This window comes from Pseudomonas sp. MWU16-30316, from assembly GCF_020515645.1.
GTDB lineage: Bacteria > Pseudomonadota > Gammaproteobacteria > Pseudomonadales > Pseudomonadaceae > Aquipseudomonas > Aquipseudomonas cerasi.
Genome location: NZ_JAIZAZ010000007.1, coordinates 209,348 through 226,795, shown reverse-complemented (window position 1 = coordinate 226,795; position 17,448 = coordinate 209,348). Strand labels below are relative to the sequence as shown.

Annotated in this window: 10 protein-coding genes; 6 read left to right on the top strand and 4 right to left on the bottom strand. The window is 61.5% G+C overall.

Features of this window, described 5'->3' with window-relative positions; genetic code table 11:
- Positions 1-155 precede the first annotated feature (155 nt).
- Complete coding sequence (locus LCH65_RS21235; protein ID WP_226439778.1) at positions 156-1,619, bottom strand: protein adenylyltransferase SelO; 1,464 nt, start codon at positions 1,617-1,619, stop codon at positions 156-158.
- 138 nt (positions 1,620-1,757) lie between these two features.
- Positions 1,758-2,423, bottom strand: a complete 666-nt coding sequence (locus LCH65_RS21230; protein ID WP_005778794.1) for a GntR family transcriptional regulator — start codon at positions 2,421-2,423, stop codon at positions 1,758-1,760.
- Positions 2,424-2,676: 253 nt separating this feature from the next.
- Here LCH65_RS21230 and LCH65_RS21225 point away from each other — a divergent pair, with 253 nt between their 5' ends.
- The 5 genes from LCH65_RS21225 to LCH65_RS21205 are packed head-to-tail and all read left to right on the top strand — an operon-like array spanning position 2,677 to position 8,830.
- A complete protein-coding gene (locus LCH65_RS21225) occupies positions 2,677-3,909 on the top strand; it encodes an NRAMP family divalent metal transporter (protein ID WP_002551747.1) in 1,233 nt (410 codons plus the stop codon).
- Between the two features lie 15 nt (positions 3,910-3,924).
- Positions 3,925-4,689, top strand: a complete 765-nt coding sequence (locus LCH65_RS21220; protein WP_226439777.1) for a 5-oxoprolinase subunit PxpA — start codon at positions 3,925-3,927, stop codon at positions 4,687-4,689.
- 2 nt (positions 4,690-4,691) lie between these two features.
- On the top strand, positions 4,692-5,486 hold the full coding sequence (locus LCH65_RS21215; protein ID WP_226439776.1) for a putative hydro-lyase: 795 nt from the start codon (positions 4,692-4,694) through the stop codon (positions 5,484-5,486).
- Between the two features lie 9 nt (positions 5,487-5,495).
- Positions 5,496-7,100, top strand: a complete 1,605-nt coding sequence (locus LCH65_RS21210; RefSeq protein ID WP_226439775.1) for a 5-oxoprolinase/urea amidolyase family protein — start codon at positions 5,496-5,498, stop codon at positions 7,098-7,100.
- On the top strand, positions 7,097-8,830 hold the full coding sequence (locus LCH65_RS21205) for a biotin carboxylase N-terminal domain-containing protein (RefSeq protein ID WP_226439774.1): 1,734 nt from the start codon (positions 7,097-7,099) through the stop codon (positions 8,828-8,830). The genes LCH65_RS21210 and LCH65_RS21205 overlap by 4 nt, the downstream gene beginning before the upstream one ends.
- Positions 8,831-8,880: 50 nt before the next feature.
- Here LCH65_RS21205 and mscK read toward each other — a convergent pair whose 3' ends face one another.
- Together mscK and LCH65_RS21195 are read right to left on the bottom strand one after the other, a co-directional pair.
- Positions 8,881-12,270: a mechanosensitive channel MscK gene (gene mscK, locus LCH65_RS21200; protein ID WP_003432039.1), complete on the bottom strand. Its 3,390-nt coding sequence runs from the start codon at positions 12,268-12,270 to the stop codon at positions 8,881-8,883.
- 38 nt (positions 12,271-12,308) lie between these two features.
- Positions 12,309-14,051 carry a potassium/proton antiporter gene (locus LCH65_RS21195; protein WP_003432036.1) on the bottom strand — a complete coding sequence of 581 codons (1,743 nt, stop codon included), beginning with the start codon at positions 14,049-14,051 and terminating at the stop codon, positions 12,309-12,311.
- A gap of 250 nt (positions 14,052-14,301) precedes the next feature.
- Between LCH65_RS21195 and LCH65_RS21190 the strand changes: the two genes are divergently transcribed.
- Positions 14,302-17,430, top strand: a complete 3,129-nt coding sequence (locus LCH65_RS21190; protein ID WP_226439773.1) for a DUF6543 domain-containing protein — start codon at positions 14,302-14,304, stop codon at positions 17,428-17,430.
- Positions 17,431-17,448 lie beyond the last annotated feature (18 nt).

Here is a 17,448-nt window from a genome sequence, read left to right as displayed (position 1 = left end):
CCGTGCGTGACGCTCCGCGTCACAGATCTGTGCCGCACCGCACATTCCGGATAGGACGCGGAGCGTCCAGAACGGCATGCGACGCGGAGCGCCGCACGATAGTTGAGATTATCGTTCCTCACGCTCCAGCATGGGCACGATAGAGGACAAACGCCTCACGACGAACAGCTGATTTCCAGGTGCTTGCCCCAGTCCGGCGGGCGTTGGGCGTAGCCTTGCATGCCGGGCTGTTCGGTGAAGGGGGTGCAGAGCACTCGATGCAGGCGGCGGACTTCTTCGTAGTCGCCTTTTTCCGCTGCGGCGATAGCGTTCTGCGCCAGGTAGTTGCGCAGGATGTACAGCGGATTGACCGCATGCATGCGGGTTTGACGCTCCTGCTCGGTGCCGTTGTCCTCGACGGCAATACGCGTCTGATACGCTTCTGCCCAGGCATCGAAGCCCTTGATATCGACAAAGTCGTCACGCAACGTGCGCAACGCCTCGGCGGCTGGCTGGTCACCCAGGCGGCGGAAGAACAGGGTGTAATCCACGCCACTGTTCTGCATCAGCTTCAGCAACTGACTGACCAGTTGTTCGTCCTGCCCCTGGGCAACGGTCAGGCCCAGTCGGCGGCGCATCAGGTCCAGGTAGTGCGCCTGATACAGCGGCAGGAACAAACCGATGGCCTCGCGCAACGCTTCCACGCTGATGAACGGGGTCAGCGCCTGTGCCAGCGCGCTGAGGTTCCATTGCGCGATAGGCACCTGATTGCTGAAGGAGTAGCGACCTTCGTGATCGGAATGGTTGCAGATGAAGTGCTCATCGAAATCGTCCAGAAACGCGAACGGTCCGAAATCGAAGGTAATGCCCAGAATCGACATGTTGTCGGTGTTCATCACGCCATGACAGAAGCCGTAGGCCTGCCACTTGGCAATCAGCTCGGCGTTACGCTCGACGATTTCCCGGAACATCGCCAGATACGGCTCAGGCTGCTCCTGGCAGTGCGGGTAATGCATCGTCAGCACATGCTCGGCGAGGGTCTTCAACTGCTCTGGCTGTTTGGTGTAGAAAAAGTATTCCAGACTGCCGAAGCGCACATGGCTCTGCGCCAGACGCAGCACCATGGCTGCATGTTCCTGGGTTTCGCGCCACACCGGCGTGCTGGAGCTGACCACACACCCCGCGCGGCTGCTGGGGATGCCCAGCGCGTGCAGGGCTTCGGAGGCCAGAAACTCGCGGATCGACGAGCGCAGTACGGCGCGCCCGTCACCCATCCGTGAATACGGTGTGCGGCCTGCGCCCTTGAGGTGCAGGTCCCAGTGCTCGCCGGCGTTGTTGTACACCTCGCCTAGCAACAGCCCGCGACCGTCGCCCAGGCGCGGGTTGTAGGAGCCAAACTGATGCCCGGAATACACCATTGCCCGCGGTTCTGCCTCGGACCACAGCTTGTGGCCGCTGAAGATTTCCGCGAACAGCGGCAGATCGGCCTGTTCAGGCGCCAGGTCCAGCAGTGCCAGCGCTGACTGGCTGGCAACCACAAGCTGCGGCGCATCGATGGGTTCAGGCAGCACGGAAGTGGAGAACGCATTGCCCAGACGGGCAAAGCGGTTGTCGAAAGTGAGTTCGTCGAGTGCTTTCAAAGCGTATCGCCTCCAGAGGGGAATTTCAGGCTTTCAACGAAGCGGCGGCCTGCCTGGCTCGTCGGGCGTGTTGCAACGGTCAGAACCCGTAGACCGGGTCCCTGGGTGGTAGTTCTGGTGATCGGGCCTGTGCCCGGACTACCGGTTCCGGCTTCGCTCGAAGGCGGCCAGAATCGTTCGTTCCGATTGCACCAGATAATCCTCGAGCATGCGCGTCGCCTCATCGGTCTTGCCCGCGTCAAGGCGCCCGAGTACCGCTGCATTCATGTCCAGATAGGGCGAATGCAGCAGCTCCGGGTCGTTGAGCAGCCCGAAGGCCAGGCGCAACTCTGCTGATATCTGCGCATAAAACGCCGCCAGTCGCGGGCTGTCGGACAGCTCGACGATGGCCTTGTGAAACATCATGTTGGCGGTGCCCACGGCAATCCAGTCCTTGGCCTCACGCGCCTGCACGCCGGCCTCGACCGCATTGCGCATGTGCAGCACACCGGGATGCTGTGGATAAGCCTGGGCAATCGCCCCGCATTCGATGAAGCGCCGAATTCGGTAGATATCGATGATTGAAGCCATATCAGGCTTGGCCACGGTGACCCCTCGATTGGGTTCGTGGGTCAGCAGTCCTTCGCGGGTCAGCACTCTGAAGGCTTCTCTGAGGGTGTTACGGGAAATATCCAGACTCTCGGCCAGCGCGGCTTCCGAGAGGCGCTGACCGGGTACCAGCTCGCCCTCGACCAGCATTCTGCGAAGCTCAGTGGTGATCGATTCTCCGAGGGTGCGAGGGAGGGCAGAAGCAGCGTCGTTCATAAAGGGTCCAGAGAAAGAAAAGCCAGGTCGATATTCCACGACAGCTCATTGGCTGGCAAGGACGAAGGTCAGCAGATGCTTCATCAGGTAGCACATCTGAGTCCCCGCGTAACAACATGGTGCACATGGTTGATCCATGTCACCTACATTGTTCAACAATATTGTCTTTATGGATCTACAACTTGGCGCGTTTGAATGACCTTTGGCATGGTCATTGCTCTGGCAGAATACCCCTCATCTCAGGAATGCCGCCGTGACACAGACTGCCAATGAGTTCACCAAGGCGCGCCGCGCCTCTTTGATCGCCGCGATCTTCATGATGGCGACGTCTGCCATCGGTCCTGGTTTTCTGACCCAGACAGCCACGTTCACCGCGACTCTGGGAGCGGCGTTCGCCTTCGGCATTCTGGCCTCGATCCTGATCGACTTCGTGGTGCAGTTGAATGTCTGGCGCATCGTGACGCTGACCAGAATGCGCGCGGCCGATCTGGCCAACGCAGCGATCCCGGGCAGCGGTTATCTGCTCGCCGTACTGGTCATCTTCGGCGGCCTGGTGTTCAGTCTGGGCAACATCGCCGGTGCGGGGCTGGGCTTGAATGCGTTGACCGGTCTTGACCCCAAATGGGGGGGCGCCCTGAGCGCGCTGATCGCCATCGCGATTTTCTCATCGCACCGCGCCGGCATTGCCATGGACCGTATCATGATGGTGCTGGGCACCCTGAAGGTCTGCCTGATCCTCTTCGCCGCCTTTGCCTCGCATCCGCCGCTGGGCGAGGCTCTGCGCCAGACGATCCTGCCGGACATGGTCGATTTCGCGGCCATCACCACCATTGTCGGCGGTACGGTCGGTGGCTATATCACTTACGCCGGTGCTCACCGCTTGCTGGATCGCGGCACCGTCGGGGTCGAAAACATCGATGTCGTGTCCAAGGCGGCGCTGACCGGTATTCTGGTCACCGGGGTTGTCCGTTACATACTGTTTCTGGCGATCCTCGGCGTGGTCGCCAGCGGCGTCGTCATCGATGTATCCGGCCAGGGCGCAAACCCTGCGGCCCAGGCGTTCACCGCTGCCGCTGGCAACTTCGGCCTGATCATGTTCGGCCTGGTGCTCTGGGCGGCCGGCATCAGCAGCGTGATCGGCGCGTCCTATACTTCGATGTCGTTCATCACGGTATTTTCCAAACGCATCACCGAGCGCGTGCGCAACCTGGCAACTGTCGGCTTTATCCTGATCACCGTGGTCGTATACGTCATGTGGGGCAAACCACCGGCCGCGCTGCTGGTCTTTGCCGGGGGCTTCAACGGTTTGATCCTGCCACTGGGCCTGAGCATTTTCATGTACGTCGGCTGGCGCCGGTCCGACATGATGGACGGCTACCACTACCCGCGCTGGCTATTGGTGCTGGGCGTGCTGACCTGTCTGCTGTCGTGGTACATGGCGTTCAAATCGGCGGGAGCCATCTTTGCCTTCATCAATGCAGCCTGATTTCGGAGAATAAAAATGCCTGCAATAGACCTCAACAGTGATCTCGGTGAAAGCTTCGGCGCCTGGAGCATGGGCGACGACGAGGCGATTCTCGATGTGGTCAGCAGCGCCAATGTGGCCTGCGGCTTCCATGCCGGTGACCCGGCCGGAATCCTGCGCACCCTTGAGGCCGCTGCGGCCCGGGGCGTTGCCATCGGCGCGCATGTGGCCTACCCGGACCTGGTAGGGTTTGGCCGCCGCAACATGGACATCCCGAGCGACCAACTGACCGCCGACGTCATTTATCAGATCGGCGCGCTTCAGGGCCTGGCCCGCAGCGCCGGGACCCGCGTGAGCTACGTCAAGCCTCACGGCGCGCTGTACAACACCATTGCCGGTGATCAGCGTCAGGCCGCGGCAGTCATTCAGGCGCTGCTGCGTATTGACCCCGCGTTGAAGCTGGTGTGCCTGGCTAATTCCCCGCTGCTCGACTGGGCACGCGACGCCGGGCTTTCCTGCGTCGCCGAAGCGTTCGCCGACCGCGCCTATACCGCTGAAGGCACGCTGGTCTCGCGCTCGCGGCCCGGTGCCGTGCTGCACGACGCCGACCTGATCGCCGAACGCATGCTGCGCCTGGTGCGCGAAGGCATCATTGAGGCTGAAGACGGCCGCGAAATCAGCCTGCAGGCCGATTCGATCTGCGTGCATGGCGACAGCCCGGGCGCGGTGAACATCGCCCGCATCCTGAAAAACCGTTTGCACGATGCAGGCGTCACTGTCCGCGCATTCAATCGAGGTTGATCATGAATTCACTGCAACTCGCCCGCGAGGCAGCCAGCGCCGCCCGTGCCCGTTATCGCCAGGGATTCGTCGCGCCGACCGCTGGCGAAGCGCCCGGTCTGACCCAGTGCAACATGATCACGCTGCCGCGTGAATGGGCGTATGACTTTCTGCTGTTCGCGCAGCGCAACCCGCAAGCCTGCCCGGTGCTGGATGTGACCGAGCCCGGCAGCCACACCACGCTGTTGGCCGAACAGGCTGATCTGCGCACCGACCTGCCGCTGTACCGGGTCTGGCGCGATGGGCAACTGGCCGAAGAGCTGAGTGATGTGAGCCACATCTGGGCGCAGCACACTGATCTGGTCAGCTTTCTGATCGGCTGCAGTTTCACCTTCGAAACCGACCTGATGCACGCTGGCATCGATGTGCGCCACATCAGTGAAGGCTGCAATGTGCCGATGTACCGCAGCAACCGGATCTGCCGCCCGGCCGGCCGCCTGCAGGGCAACATGGTGGTGTCGATGCGCCCGATCGCGGCGGACCGGGTGGCCGAAGCGGCGCGCATCACCGGGCGCTATCCCGGTGTGCACGGCGCGCCGGTACACGTCGGCGAGCCTGGACTGCTCGGCATCGACGACCTGGCGAACCCTGATTTTGGTGATGCGGTGACGATCAGGCATGGCGAGATTCCGGTGTTCTGGGCCTGCGGTGTGACCCCGCAGGCGGTGGTCATGGCGTCCCGTGTGCCGTTTGCGATTTCTCATGCGCCGGGCCACATGTTCATTACCGATATTCCGGACAGCTACTACCACGTATAGGAGAGGCTCATGCGTTTCTACCCGGCCAACCTGGATGCACTCCTGGTTGAACTGTCGAATCTGGACGAGACCCTGGCCCTGTTCGAATCGTTACAGCAGATGCCCATCGCTGGCGTGGAGGAAATCGTTCCGGCTGCCCGGACGTTGCTGGTGCATTTTCGACCAGCCGCCATCGGCTTCGAAGCCCTTGCCACACAGATCGCCTCGCGCGACATTCGTGGCAAGGCACGCGAGGCGGGCAAACTGATCGAAATACCTGTGCATTACAACGGCGAAGACCTGGCCGATGTCGCCCGCGAGCTGGGCATCAGCATCGAGGAAGTGATCAAGCGCCACACCGGCAGCGACTACAACGTTGCGTTCTGCGGCTTTGCGCCCGGTTTTGCCTACCTCAGCGGCGGCGCCGGCTTCGTGGTGCCACGACGCAGCACGCCGCGCACGCGTATTCCGGCTGGCGCAGTGGCGCTGGCCGGTGGTTTCAGTGGTATTTATCCACAGGCCAGCCCCGGCGGCTGGCAGATCATCGGGGTGACCCCCTCAACCATGTGGGATCTGGGCCGCGACGAGCCCGCCTTGCTTCAGCCCGGCTACCGCGTGCGTTTCCAGGATGCCGGTCCGCTCCCGGAGACCCGTGTGCAGGTTGCCGCACCTGTCCGGCCGCAGGCGACGACGGTCAACGAGGACTATCTGCAGATCGTAACGCCAGGTCTGCAGACCCTGTTTCAGGACCTGGGTCGTCCAGGTCGGGCAGGGCAGGGTGTGTCCGCATCGGGCGCGCTGGATCGCGGCGCCTTGCGTGCTGCCAACCGCGCGGTGGGCAACGATCCGGCGACGGCGTGCCTGGAAATTCTCATGGGCGGGCTGACCTTCACCTGTCAGGGGCAGACTGTTGTGGCGATTACCGGGGCCCAGGTCAGCGTCGAGGTGCTGACCGCCGAAGGACAAAAGCTGCAGGCGCCGTTGTATGCACCGCTGGCCTTGCAGAGCGGCGATCAGGTGAGCATCGGTTCGCCCAGCGCCGGTCTGCGCAATTATCTGGCGGTTCGTGGCGGTTTCATTCATGAGCCGGTGCTTGGCAGCCTGTCCACTGACACGCTGGCCCAGGTTGGGCCCGCCGCGCTGGCAGCGGGTGACCGGCTGGGCTTCACGCGCAGAACTGGCGGCCTTTCAGTATCGACTGCCGAACAACCGGCCTTCGAGATGCCGCGTAGCGATGAGGTCATCACCCTGGATGTGGTCATGGGCCCGCGCAGTGACTGGTTCAGCGCCGAAGCCCAGCAACTGCTGGCGCAACAGACCTGGCGGGTCACGCCGCAATCCAACCGTATCGGTATTCGCCTGGCGGGCGAGCAATCGCTGCAACGTGCCGTCGATGGCGAGTTGCCCAGTGAAGGCACCACGGTCGGCGCCATTCAGGTGCCGCCCAGTGGCCAGCCGGTGCTGTTTCTGGCCGATCACCCGTTGACCGGCGGTTACCCGGTCATCGGCGCAGTCGCCACTTACCACCTCGACAAGGCCGGGCAGATTCCGGTCAATGCCCGCATTCGCTTCAATCCGCTGAGCGCCTTCGAGCCAGTGCGCCCCGCCACTTCAGACGAGACCAAGAACAGATGAAAAAGGTTCTGATTGCCAATCGTGGCGAAATTGCCGTTCGTATTGCCCTTGCCTGCCGTGACTATGGAGTCGCCTCGGTGGCGGTGTACGCCGATGCCGATATCGACGCGCTGCACGTGCGTCAGGCCGATGAAGCCTATGGGTTGCAGGGCGAGCGCCCGACCGACACCTACCTGAATATCGAAAAGCTGCTGGCGGTTGCCGCTCGTGCCGGTGCCGACGCGGTTCACCCCGGCTACGGCTTTCTCTCGGAGCGCGCCGAATTCGCCCGCGCTGTGATCGATGCCGGTCTGATCTGGATCGGCCCCGATCCTGCGACCATCGACGCACTGGGTGACAAGGTCCAGGCGCGGCGTATAGCCCTGAAAGTCGGCGCACCGCTGGTGGCCGGTACTGAAGACCCGGTGAACGATGCCTCCGAGGTGGTCGCGTTTGCCGAGCAGCACGGCCTGCCGATTGCCATCAAGGCAGCCTTTGGCGGCGGTGGTCGCGGCCTGAAAGTCGCCTGGAAGCTCGATGAAGTCAGCGAGTTGTACGAGTCTGCGGTGCGTGAAGCGGTGACCGCGTTCGGTCGTGGCGAGTGCTTCGTCGAACGCTTTCTGGACCGCCCACGGCACATTGAAGCGCAGATCATCGCCGACCGGCATGGCCGGGTGGTTGTGGTCGGCACCCGGGATTGCTCGTTGCAGCGTCGCAACCAGAAGCTGATCGAGGAAGCCCCGGCCCCTTACCTGACCGACGAGCTGCGTCAGCGCATTCATGAGTCGGCCCGCGCGGTCTGCGCCGAAGCGGGCTATGTCGGTGCCGGTACAGTGGAGTTCCTGCTCAGCGGTGATGGCACCCTGTCGTTCCTGGAGGTCAACACGCGCTTGCAGGTCGAACACCCGGTGACGGAAGAAACCAGCGGTGTGGATCTGGTCATCGAACAACTTCGCGTCGCCGACGGCCTGCCGCTGTCGTTCGACGGTACACCTGTGCCGCGCGGCCACAGCTTTGAATTCCGCATCAATGCCGAAGACGCGGGCAACGGCTTTCTGCCGACGCCGGGGTCTATCGCGGTATTCCAGCCGCCATCCGGCCCGGGCGTGCGTCTGGACACCGGCGTGACGGAAGGCTCACGGGTCTCACCGAACTTCGACTCGATGATCGCCAAGCTGATCGTCACCGGCGCAACCCGCGAACAGGCCATCAGACGCGCCCGCCGTGCGTTGGCCGAGTTCAAGGTGGAAGGCGTGGCCACCGTGCTGCCGTTCCATCGGGCGGTCATGGACCATGACGACTTCACGGCGGCCAATACCTTTGCCGTCCACACCCGCTGGATCGAAACCGACTTCGCCGAGCACGTCACCATCGCCCCGCGCAACGCAGAACCGGCCGACCCGGGCGTGCTGCGCACCTTCGTTGAAATCGACGGCAAACGCCACGAACTGGGCCTGCCTGCTGCGCTGCTGGCCGGCATGAGCCTGAACGCTGCCGCACCGGCTGACGCCAGCCAGCCAGCTGCCGACGCCCCGGACCCGCACGCAGTACTGACGCCGGTCGCGGGCAACCTGCATGCCTGGGCGGTTGAAGACGGTGCGACGGTAGAGAAGGGACAGGTGATCGCCATCATGGAGGCGATGAAGATGGAAACATCGATACTGGCACCGTGTGCCGGAACTGTGCAGATCAGCAAGGAGCCTGGGGGGTATCTGGAGGCGAAGGTGGTGATTGGGCGGGTTGAGGCCTGATTTGATTGCTGGTGGGTGTCGACCGCGGTCGACACCCACTGTCAGTATTCTCAATCCAGCCGCAACTCCGGCGGCTCGGGCGCATCCTTGGTCGCCGGGGTTACGGTAGTGTTCACCGGCTGCAGGGTGGTTTTTCCGGTCGGCGCATTGCCCTTGTCGCTTGGCTCTGCGGGCACCAGTTTGTATTCCAGGCCCTGGGTGTTCTTGAGGTAGATCTCCATCTGGCGGAACGAGATGTTGATGTGCTGCTTCTTGAACTCGCGATTGATGAAGCGGTTGATCTCGTCGAGTACCGGGTTGCGGTCGCCCAGGTCGCGTACGTGCATGCGCAGTTCGTGGTCGAGGGTACTTTCGCCGAAGTTCAGGAAGTAGACGATCGGCTCTGGTTCCTTGAGCACCCGAGGGTTTTCCCGGGCGGCTTGCAGCAGCAGGGAGCGTACCAGGTCCAGGTCCGAGCCGTAATCCACGCCCAGCTTGAGGGTTACGCGGGTAACGGTGTCGGTCAGCGACCAGTTGATGAGCTGGCCGGTGATGAAAGTCTTGTTCGGGACGATGATGTCCTTGCGGTCGAAGTCGGTGATGGTCGTGGCACGGATGCGGATCTTGCTGACCGTCCCCGACAGAGCGCCGATGGTGATGGTGTCGCCGATCCGCACCGGACGTTCGAAGAGGATCATGATGCCGGAGATGAAGTTGGCGAAGATTTCCTGCATGCCGAAGCCCAGACCCACCGACAGCGCTGCGACCAGCCACTGCAATTTGTCCCAGCTCACGCCCAGCGTCGACAGCGTGGTGACGAAGCCGACACCGGCGATGGTGTACGACAGCAGCGTGGTTGTCGCGTAGGCACTGCCCTGCGCTAGGTTCATGCGTGACAGCACCAGCACTTCCAGCAGGCCGGGCAGGTTGCCGGCGAGCACGAAGGTGATGACGATGATCACCCCAGCGCCGAGGAAGTCGCTCAGGCTGATCGGCACCATGCTCATGTTGGCACCGGTGCCGCTGGTGTATTCGTAGAGAATGATGTTATCGAGATAGGCGAACACAGTGATCAGCTCGGCCCAGACCAGGTACAGCGCGCCGACGAATCCGGCCAGCAGGGCCAGGCGAATCAGGCGTAGCGACTGCTGGTTGACCTGTTCGATGTCCAGCTTGGGTTCTTCGACCGGAATGTCGCTGTCGCCGTTTTCTCTGGCTGCCTGACGCTTGGCCAGCGCGCGCTGATAGGCCAGACGCCGGGCGGCCACGCTCAGGCCGCGGACGAACGTCGCCTCGACCATCAGCCAGATCATCATCAGGTACAGAGTGTCGATCAGACGGTCGCTGAGCTTGAGCGCGGTGTAGTAGTAGCCAAAGCAAACCGCCAGGAAGAGCGCGACCGGCAATGCCGTGAACACCACGCCTACGGTTTTGCGGAACAGTGAGGCATTGTGATGCGTGGGGCTTGAGATCAGCAGGCGACCGAGCAGCCAGGTCATCAGGGCGTAGCAGGTCAGGACTACGCCGATCCCCAGCACATCGTCGGCCAGTGCGGCAGGCTGGTGTTCAGCAACGGCCACCACCGCTACCAGGGCCAGAACGACCAGCCCCAGGCGTCGCACCCAGCCACGCAGGAATTCGACCTGCGCTGTTTCCCAGCGGAAGTGCAGTTGCGCAACACCTGACGGGGCGAGCACGCGATATGCGGTATAGAACACCAGCCAGGCAAGGGCAATCTGCAGCAAGGCCTCGCCGAGGTTGGCGTTTTGACCGCGGGCGTCGATCTGCAGCGCGTAGCCGCACAGCGCCAGCCCCAGCGCGACGGGCATGGCCAGCAGCACGTTGATCAGCAGTGCCAGCGGCGTCTTCCATTGACTGTCACGTTTGAAGTGACCGATGTCGGCGTGCAGGCGATTGAGCTTCTGGTACAGCGCCTTGCGCCTCCAGGTCAGTATGCCGATCAACAGCAGCAAGGGGAGGAACAGCAGCGGTCGCTGGGTCAGGCCGTCTGACAGTTCGCTGAGGCTGGACGTCCACGGCAGGGTGGCGACCTGCTTTTGCAGGCGCGGCCAGATATTCTGAAACCATTCCACGTCCAGCGGCTTGTTGCTGGGGATCCAGAACATCTGCTCGTCGAGTGTGGCGCGCAGCCCCTGAGCGGTACTGGTTAGCTGCTTCTGGTTCAGCTGTAGCGTGATGGACTCGTTGAGCAACGCGCTCAGCTCGCGATTGAGGCGCTCAAGCAAGTCACTGCGAGTGATGGCCAGGTCCAGCAGCGTCCGGCGCAGTTGCGGGGTGACGTTTTCAGGCGGCTGGGTAGCCAGGAGCTTTTCGACGTAAGCGGTCGGCGTGCTCATCTGTTCGCGTTGCTGGTTGATGTCGAACTGATACAGACGGATGTTGGCGATTTCGTCGGCCAGCCCCTTGTCCAGCTCCAGATGCGGCAACGCCTGCTTCTGCTTGTAGAGAATCTTGGACAGCAGCAGGCTGCCGCTCAGCACGTTGATCTGCTCGCTGAGGGCTTGATCGGTCTGGGTCAGGTTGTCCAGTTGCTGCTTGGTCTTGAGGTTCTGCTGGGTCAGCTCGTTGAGGCGATCGGTGCCGCGCAACAGGTAGTCCGACAGCTTGAGGTTGGCGGCGCTTTCGGTCGCCAGCAGGCTGCTGCCACCGGACTTTTGCGCTTCCAGAGACAGATCGGCGACCGTTTTTTGCGACTGGGCACGACGCTTGTCGTTGATCAGGGTCTGCAGGTCCTGAATTTCCTGCTCCTGACGCGCCACCTTCTCGGTCAGCAAGTCGTGCTGGCTGTTGCCCAGGTCCTGCAACTGGCTATTGCCGGCCAGTTCCTGACGGCGCAGCAGGTTGAGGGCGTTGATCGAGGCCAGTTCTGCATTGAGCAGGTTGCGCTGGTCGGCGCTCAGGGTCTTGCCGTTGTCCTTGCCATTCTTGAGGATGGCGTTGATCTGCTGAATGCGCGTCTGATTGGCGCTGATTTCAGTCTGGGCGCGCTCAGGCCGGGTCTGCGCGGTAATGGCCAGACTGTTGGCGTCGTTGAGTTCGCTCTGCAGATCACTCTGCTGGGTGCTGCGCTGACTGAGCAGTTGCTCCAGCTGCGGCACGTCGAGGCCGCCATAGCGCTGGGCCACGGGCACCACTTTGCTTTCTTTCAGGCGGGCCAGTTCACGCTGGTTTTCCGAAGTCTGTTTTGGCGCCTGGGCGAGCTGCTGTTTGAGCGCTTCGAGCTTCTGCTCGCTGTCCTGCTTGCTGTTCAGAAACGCCAGTGTCTGCTCAAGGACCTGCTGCAGTGCCTTTTGCTCGGCGTCAGGCAGCTTGCGGTCGGCAATCTTGTCGAGGCTTTGCTGAACAGCGTCGCTGCTGGGCGGGTCGGCGGCGAGCGCCGGGAAAGAAGACAGGCAGAGCGCAAACAGTGCGGCAGCACAAAAGGAACGCAGGGAAAACATAGACACCGGTCGCATGATGATACGTGTGGGTTGGCAGTTTAAAGGAACAGTCCGGGGCCCGGGCGGGTTCCTTCGGGGAATTTGACGCCCACTTTCTGGATCTTGTTCCCGTCCATGACGGCAACGGTCCAAATAGTTCCATTCCATTCAACCTGGTCGCCCACCACCGGCTCGCCACGGTTCTTCTGCACGATGAACTGGCTGAGTGGCATTCCTGGGTCGATGCCGTCGAGTTTCAGGCCATAAAGGGCCGCCACTTCACCCAGCCTTGCGTCGCCTTCGAGCACGAAGTCGCCGAAGAAACGCAGGTCCAGCCCACGCTGCGGTGCCTGGCTGAACAATTTGCCCAGCGCCGGAAGGTCGTGTTCGTGGCCGATCACACACAGCAGATCACCCACTTCCAGTGTCGTACTGCCGGACGGATGGAGCAGTTGCTGGCCGCGGAACAGTGCCGCGATACGCGTGCCTTCCGGCATCTTCAGTTCGCGCAGTGCTGCACCGATGCACCACTTTTCGGCGCCCAGGCGGTAGACGAACAGCTCCCATTCGCTGGTGACGTGTACCTCCAGCGCGGCTCGGGAAATCGGTGCGGGATCAGGCGGAACCGTCACTTTCAGCAATTTGGCCATCCACGGCAGGCTGGTGCCTTGCAGCAACAGCGAAACCAGTACGATAAAGAACGCCAGGTTGAAGTACAGCTGCGCATTGGGCAGGCCGGCCATCAGCGGGAACACCGCGAGGATGATCGGTACCGCGCCGCGCAGGCCGACCCAGGCGATAAAGGCTTTTTCGCGGCCATGGAAGGCCTTGAACGGCAGCAGGCCGACCATCACCGACAGCGGGCGTGCCACCAGAATCATCCACAGCGCCAGGCCCAGCGCCGGAATCGCAATCGGCAGCAGATCGTGTGGCGTGACCAGCAGGCCCAGCACCAGAAACATGCCGATCTGCGCCAGCCAGGCCATGCCATCGAGCATATGCAGGATGCCGTGGCGGCTGCGAATCGGCCGGTTGCCGAGCACCAGACCGCACAGGTAGACCGCGAGAAAACCGCTGCCGTGGATGGCGTTGGTCAGGGCGAAGATCGCCAGGCCGCCGGCAATCACCAGAATTGGGTAGAGGCCGGCCGCCAGATTGATGCGGTTGACCAGTTGCAGCAGGATCCAGCCGCCGCCCAGGCCGATGAAGCTGCCGATACCGAATTCCTGAATCAGGTGCCCCAGCAGCCCCCAGTGCAACCCGGTCTGCCCGCTGGCGAGCATGCCGATCAGGGTAACGGTCAGGAACACCGCCATGGGGTCGTTGCTGCCCGACTCGATTTCGAGGCTGGCGGTAACACGCTCGTTCAAACCTTTGCCGCCCAGCAGGGAGAACACCGCCGCAGCGTCTGTGGAGCCAACGATCGCGCCGATCAACAGGCCCTGAATGACGCTGAGATTGAACAGCCAGGCAGCCACCATGCCGGTCAGTACGGTGGTGATCAGCACGCCCACCGTTGCCAGCGACAAGGCAGGCCACAGCGCAACCCGGAAACTGGCCACCCGCGTTCGCAGCCCGCCATCGAGCAGGATCACCGCCAGCGCAAGGTTGCCGACCAGGTAAGCGGTCGCGTAGTTGTCGAAGATGATCCCGCCGCCATCGACGCCTGCCACCATGCCCACCGCTAGGATGATGACCAGGATAGGAATGCCGAGGCGCGACGAAAGAGAACTGACCAGGATGCTTGCGGCTACCAGCAACGCGCCGATCAGGAACAGGCTGTTGATGGTGGTGGCGTCCAAGGGCGGTACTCCGTAGAAAACTGAATTGAAGCGAGAGGGGCGAAAACTGACCATGCAGTCCGCGTGCCAAGGGATTTAACCTGTTGAATTGCTTGGCTGTCAAAGAGCAATTTCGAGCGATTGACCCAGACCGGCATTCCCGGGCTCACGATTGGTTGCAGTCCAGCGGCTGACATATACCTATATACCGCAGACCAGGCCTTCTTGCTCCCTACTGTAGGCGCTCCAACCATCAAGCAGGTTTTTCATCATGGACGATGAGTTTGCAGCACATTACGACTTCGACGATGACAATAGGGATGGCGGTGATGACCCTGACGCAGAGTTCTGGGCGCGGGTGCGCGATGACTATTCGGTCAGCGATTACTTCCGCCTCAACCCGATCGCCCTGCAGTCACCTGCCGCCCTTGCTGCGCGGGATGTGGCCCAGGAATGCCAGTCGAGATGGGGTGTCGAGATCGATCCGGACGACACCCTGATCGTCACGCTGTATATCGAAGACCCGAAGCTCTATCCCGCCCCTCATCGCGCCAATGTCGCTCACTCGATGACGCTGACCGAGGCGCTGCTGCGCAACTGGCAGCAAAAGGGCAATGGCGACTGGTTTGATCACCTCGGGCATTTGCAGCCCCATCATGATGACGGTCTCGACTGTCAGATAGTGGATAAAAAACTGCCGCCCTATGACTGCGTCGCTTATGAAGCGGTGTACCGCAAATCCGATCCGCAGCATTACGATTCGACGACGCAACTTCGCCTGACTGCCGAGGCGTTCAAGCAGTACATCTGGGATCACAACCTGCAAGCCGGTTATCTCGCCTACCTGAATCAGTTCTGGCAGGCGCATGCCAAAGACTACAACCTGATGCTCAAGGCCGGTCTGTTCAGGGCGGCCTGGCTGCAAGCTGAGGAAAACACGCTCAAGGCCGAGCACAAGGACATGGTGCTGGAGGCGCTCGGGCTGCCCGCCGATCAGGGTTGGAGAGAGCTGAGCTTCGACGCTTTTGTCGCCGCGCCGATTTCCACTCGCGTGACGATTTCCGAATTGCAGGTGCATGGCTACAGCGCCGTGGACATCATGGTCATCCGCAGTGCCGATTCGCCAACCGTGCTGCTCTACATCCCCGGCAACTCGTCACCCATTCATACCTTCGCCAACGCCGATGCGCTCAAGGACTGGGTCGCGCTGATGTGCAAGGATCCAGGCAAGCGCCGGTCTTTAGAGGGGCATTTCAGTGCCACGGATGACGTCGATGGCTTTTTCTACAGTGGTGTTGCTACCGCCCTCCGAGGCTTCGCTGTCTACCCGAAGCTGCTGGACGCCGCGACCGGTGCGTGGAACCCGCGCAGACTGGTGCAGTTTGGCGAACCGCTGCAGCCCTGGCCGTTCTCGCACTTCAAGGATCGGGTCAAGGCAAAGTCCGAAACCGATGTGCTGCAAAAAATCCGCAACCACGACGACTACTGGAAAGAGGAAGTCAGCAGTGGCTTGAGCGAGTGTGTGTCTGTTCTCGGCGGCGTCGCCATCGTCTTTCCCGAGCTTATGCCCGTGATTGCGGGACTGTCTCTCGCGCTGGTGGGGCTTGGCGTCGATGCGGCAGTCAATGGTCGCACGCTCGAAGAGCGCCAGGCCGGGCTTGGGCGGATTGCCTTTGGCGTTTTGAACGCGTTGCCGATCCTTGCCGAGGAGGGCACTGCGGTCGAGGCTGGCGCTGAAACCGGACTGATTGATGAGGCGCGAGGCGATTATGAGGTTTTCGACCCCTCAACAACCGACCCGGCTATAGAAGTCGGGCCGCTTCCGGTATTCAGGGAAGAGCCGCCTGCCTTGCGTTCGCTCAATGCCAAAATGCGCCGCCTGTTGCGCGCGCTGGAAGTGACTCAAGACCTGCCGGGACTGGCGTCGGGCGAAGTGGCAGGTATCTATCCGCTGCAAGGCAAAAGTTACATCGAACTGCATGATCAGGCTTTTCGGGTCGAGTGGGTGCCACAGGAAAAACAGTACCGGATTCGCTCTGATTCTGATCCGCGTGTCTGGGGACCCTACGTGAAGACTATTGACACCGGCTATTGGGATCTTGACCTCAAGCTCGGGTTGCGTGGCGGGGAAAGCTTTGACGGCTCGCGATTGCCGCCGGCCAGTGAGGCAGAGAGCGCCGTGGTGGCGGTCGTGCCTGAAGAGCCAGCCGTCGAGATTCAGCGCTGGGGCCCCAAGGTGCAGGTCGAGGTGCCACTGGATCAGATCATGGTCGAGGAAGTACTGAGCCAGGCAAAAGGGACGGTCGTAGAGAAGTACTTCATTCAGATCGGAGGGATCAGGAAGAACGTGTATTACGATGCCGATATTCCATGCTGGCGCACTGATCCGTCTTCAAACGGCCTGGTCTGGCTGGACCGCAACGGAGTCTGGAACAGCGGGTCGGAGGATGCATTCAGGAAGGTGGAGGCAAAACTGCCACAGAGCCGCCGCTTCGAGATCTTTTCTTTCCCCCGCGTGCCCAGGTTGCCTGCAGATGCCGAGCCCATCAGCCGTGTGATTCATCATATATGGCTGGGCGAACGCATGCCGGGCGATAACCTGCTGGAACGGATGCTCGACAACATGCGCACCAGCCCGGACTTGCGCTTCGAACTGCACATCGATATCAACCACCCGACGGCGCATCAGCAATTGCTGGATTACTTCAGCGCACATCCACAGATGCGGATTTCCAGGCTCAAGGAAGAAGCGTTCTTTCCCACGTTCCTGAGTGGTGAAAATGGCGAAGCCTTCAACTATTTCATGCACTCGGATAATCGTAATTATGCGGCCGCTTCGGACATTCTGCGTTATCGACTGATCAGCGAATACGGCGGCATTTATCTTGATTGCGATGACACCATTGATGTCCCTTTTGCAGGCATTCCGTTGAAGGCCGGGCCCAATGATGTATTGCTGGGCAGGCGTCTGGATGCGCCGCAATTAAGTTACAACGGGCCGGGTAACAGCCATTTCGCCAGCCACCCGGACAACCCGGTCCTGAAGAGGATCCTGAAAGAAATAAATACGCGTTTCCAGAATGAAAAACAGACCAACAAGGCGTTTTTCAGTACACGCAGACCCTTCATCGACCACAGCAGCGAAGCCTTGCGTAGCGCCTCTAGAGACCGAATGACACCGTACATGACGCGCATTTCCGACCTGACCGGTCCCAAACTCATGTCAGACGTCTTGAGAAAGCTGCGACCTGACTATTTTGATCTGCTGGAGCGTTCCTATTTGCCGGTCGATGAGGTCTTGTCCGTGTTGTACATCGAACACCTGAACGAGGCCGTGGACTTTTATTTTCCATTCAAGGGCAGGGCGAAAATTTCCCCGGGCTCCGAGAGTGGTTGGTAAGGCTTCAGTGTTTGCAGC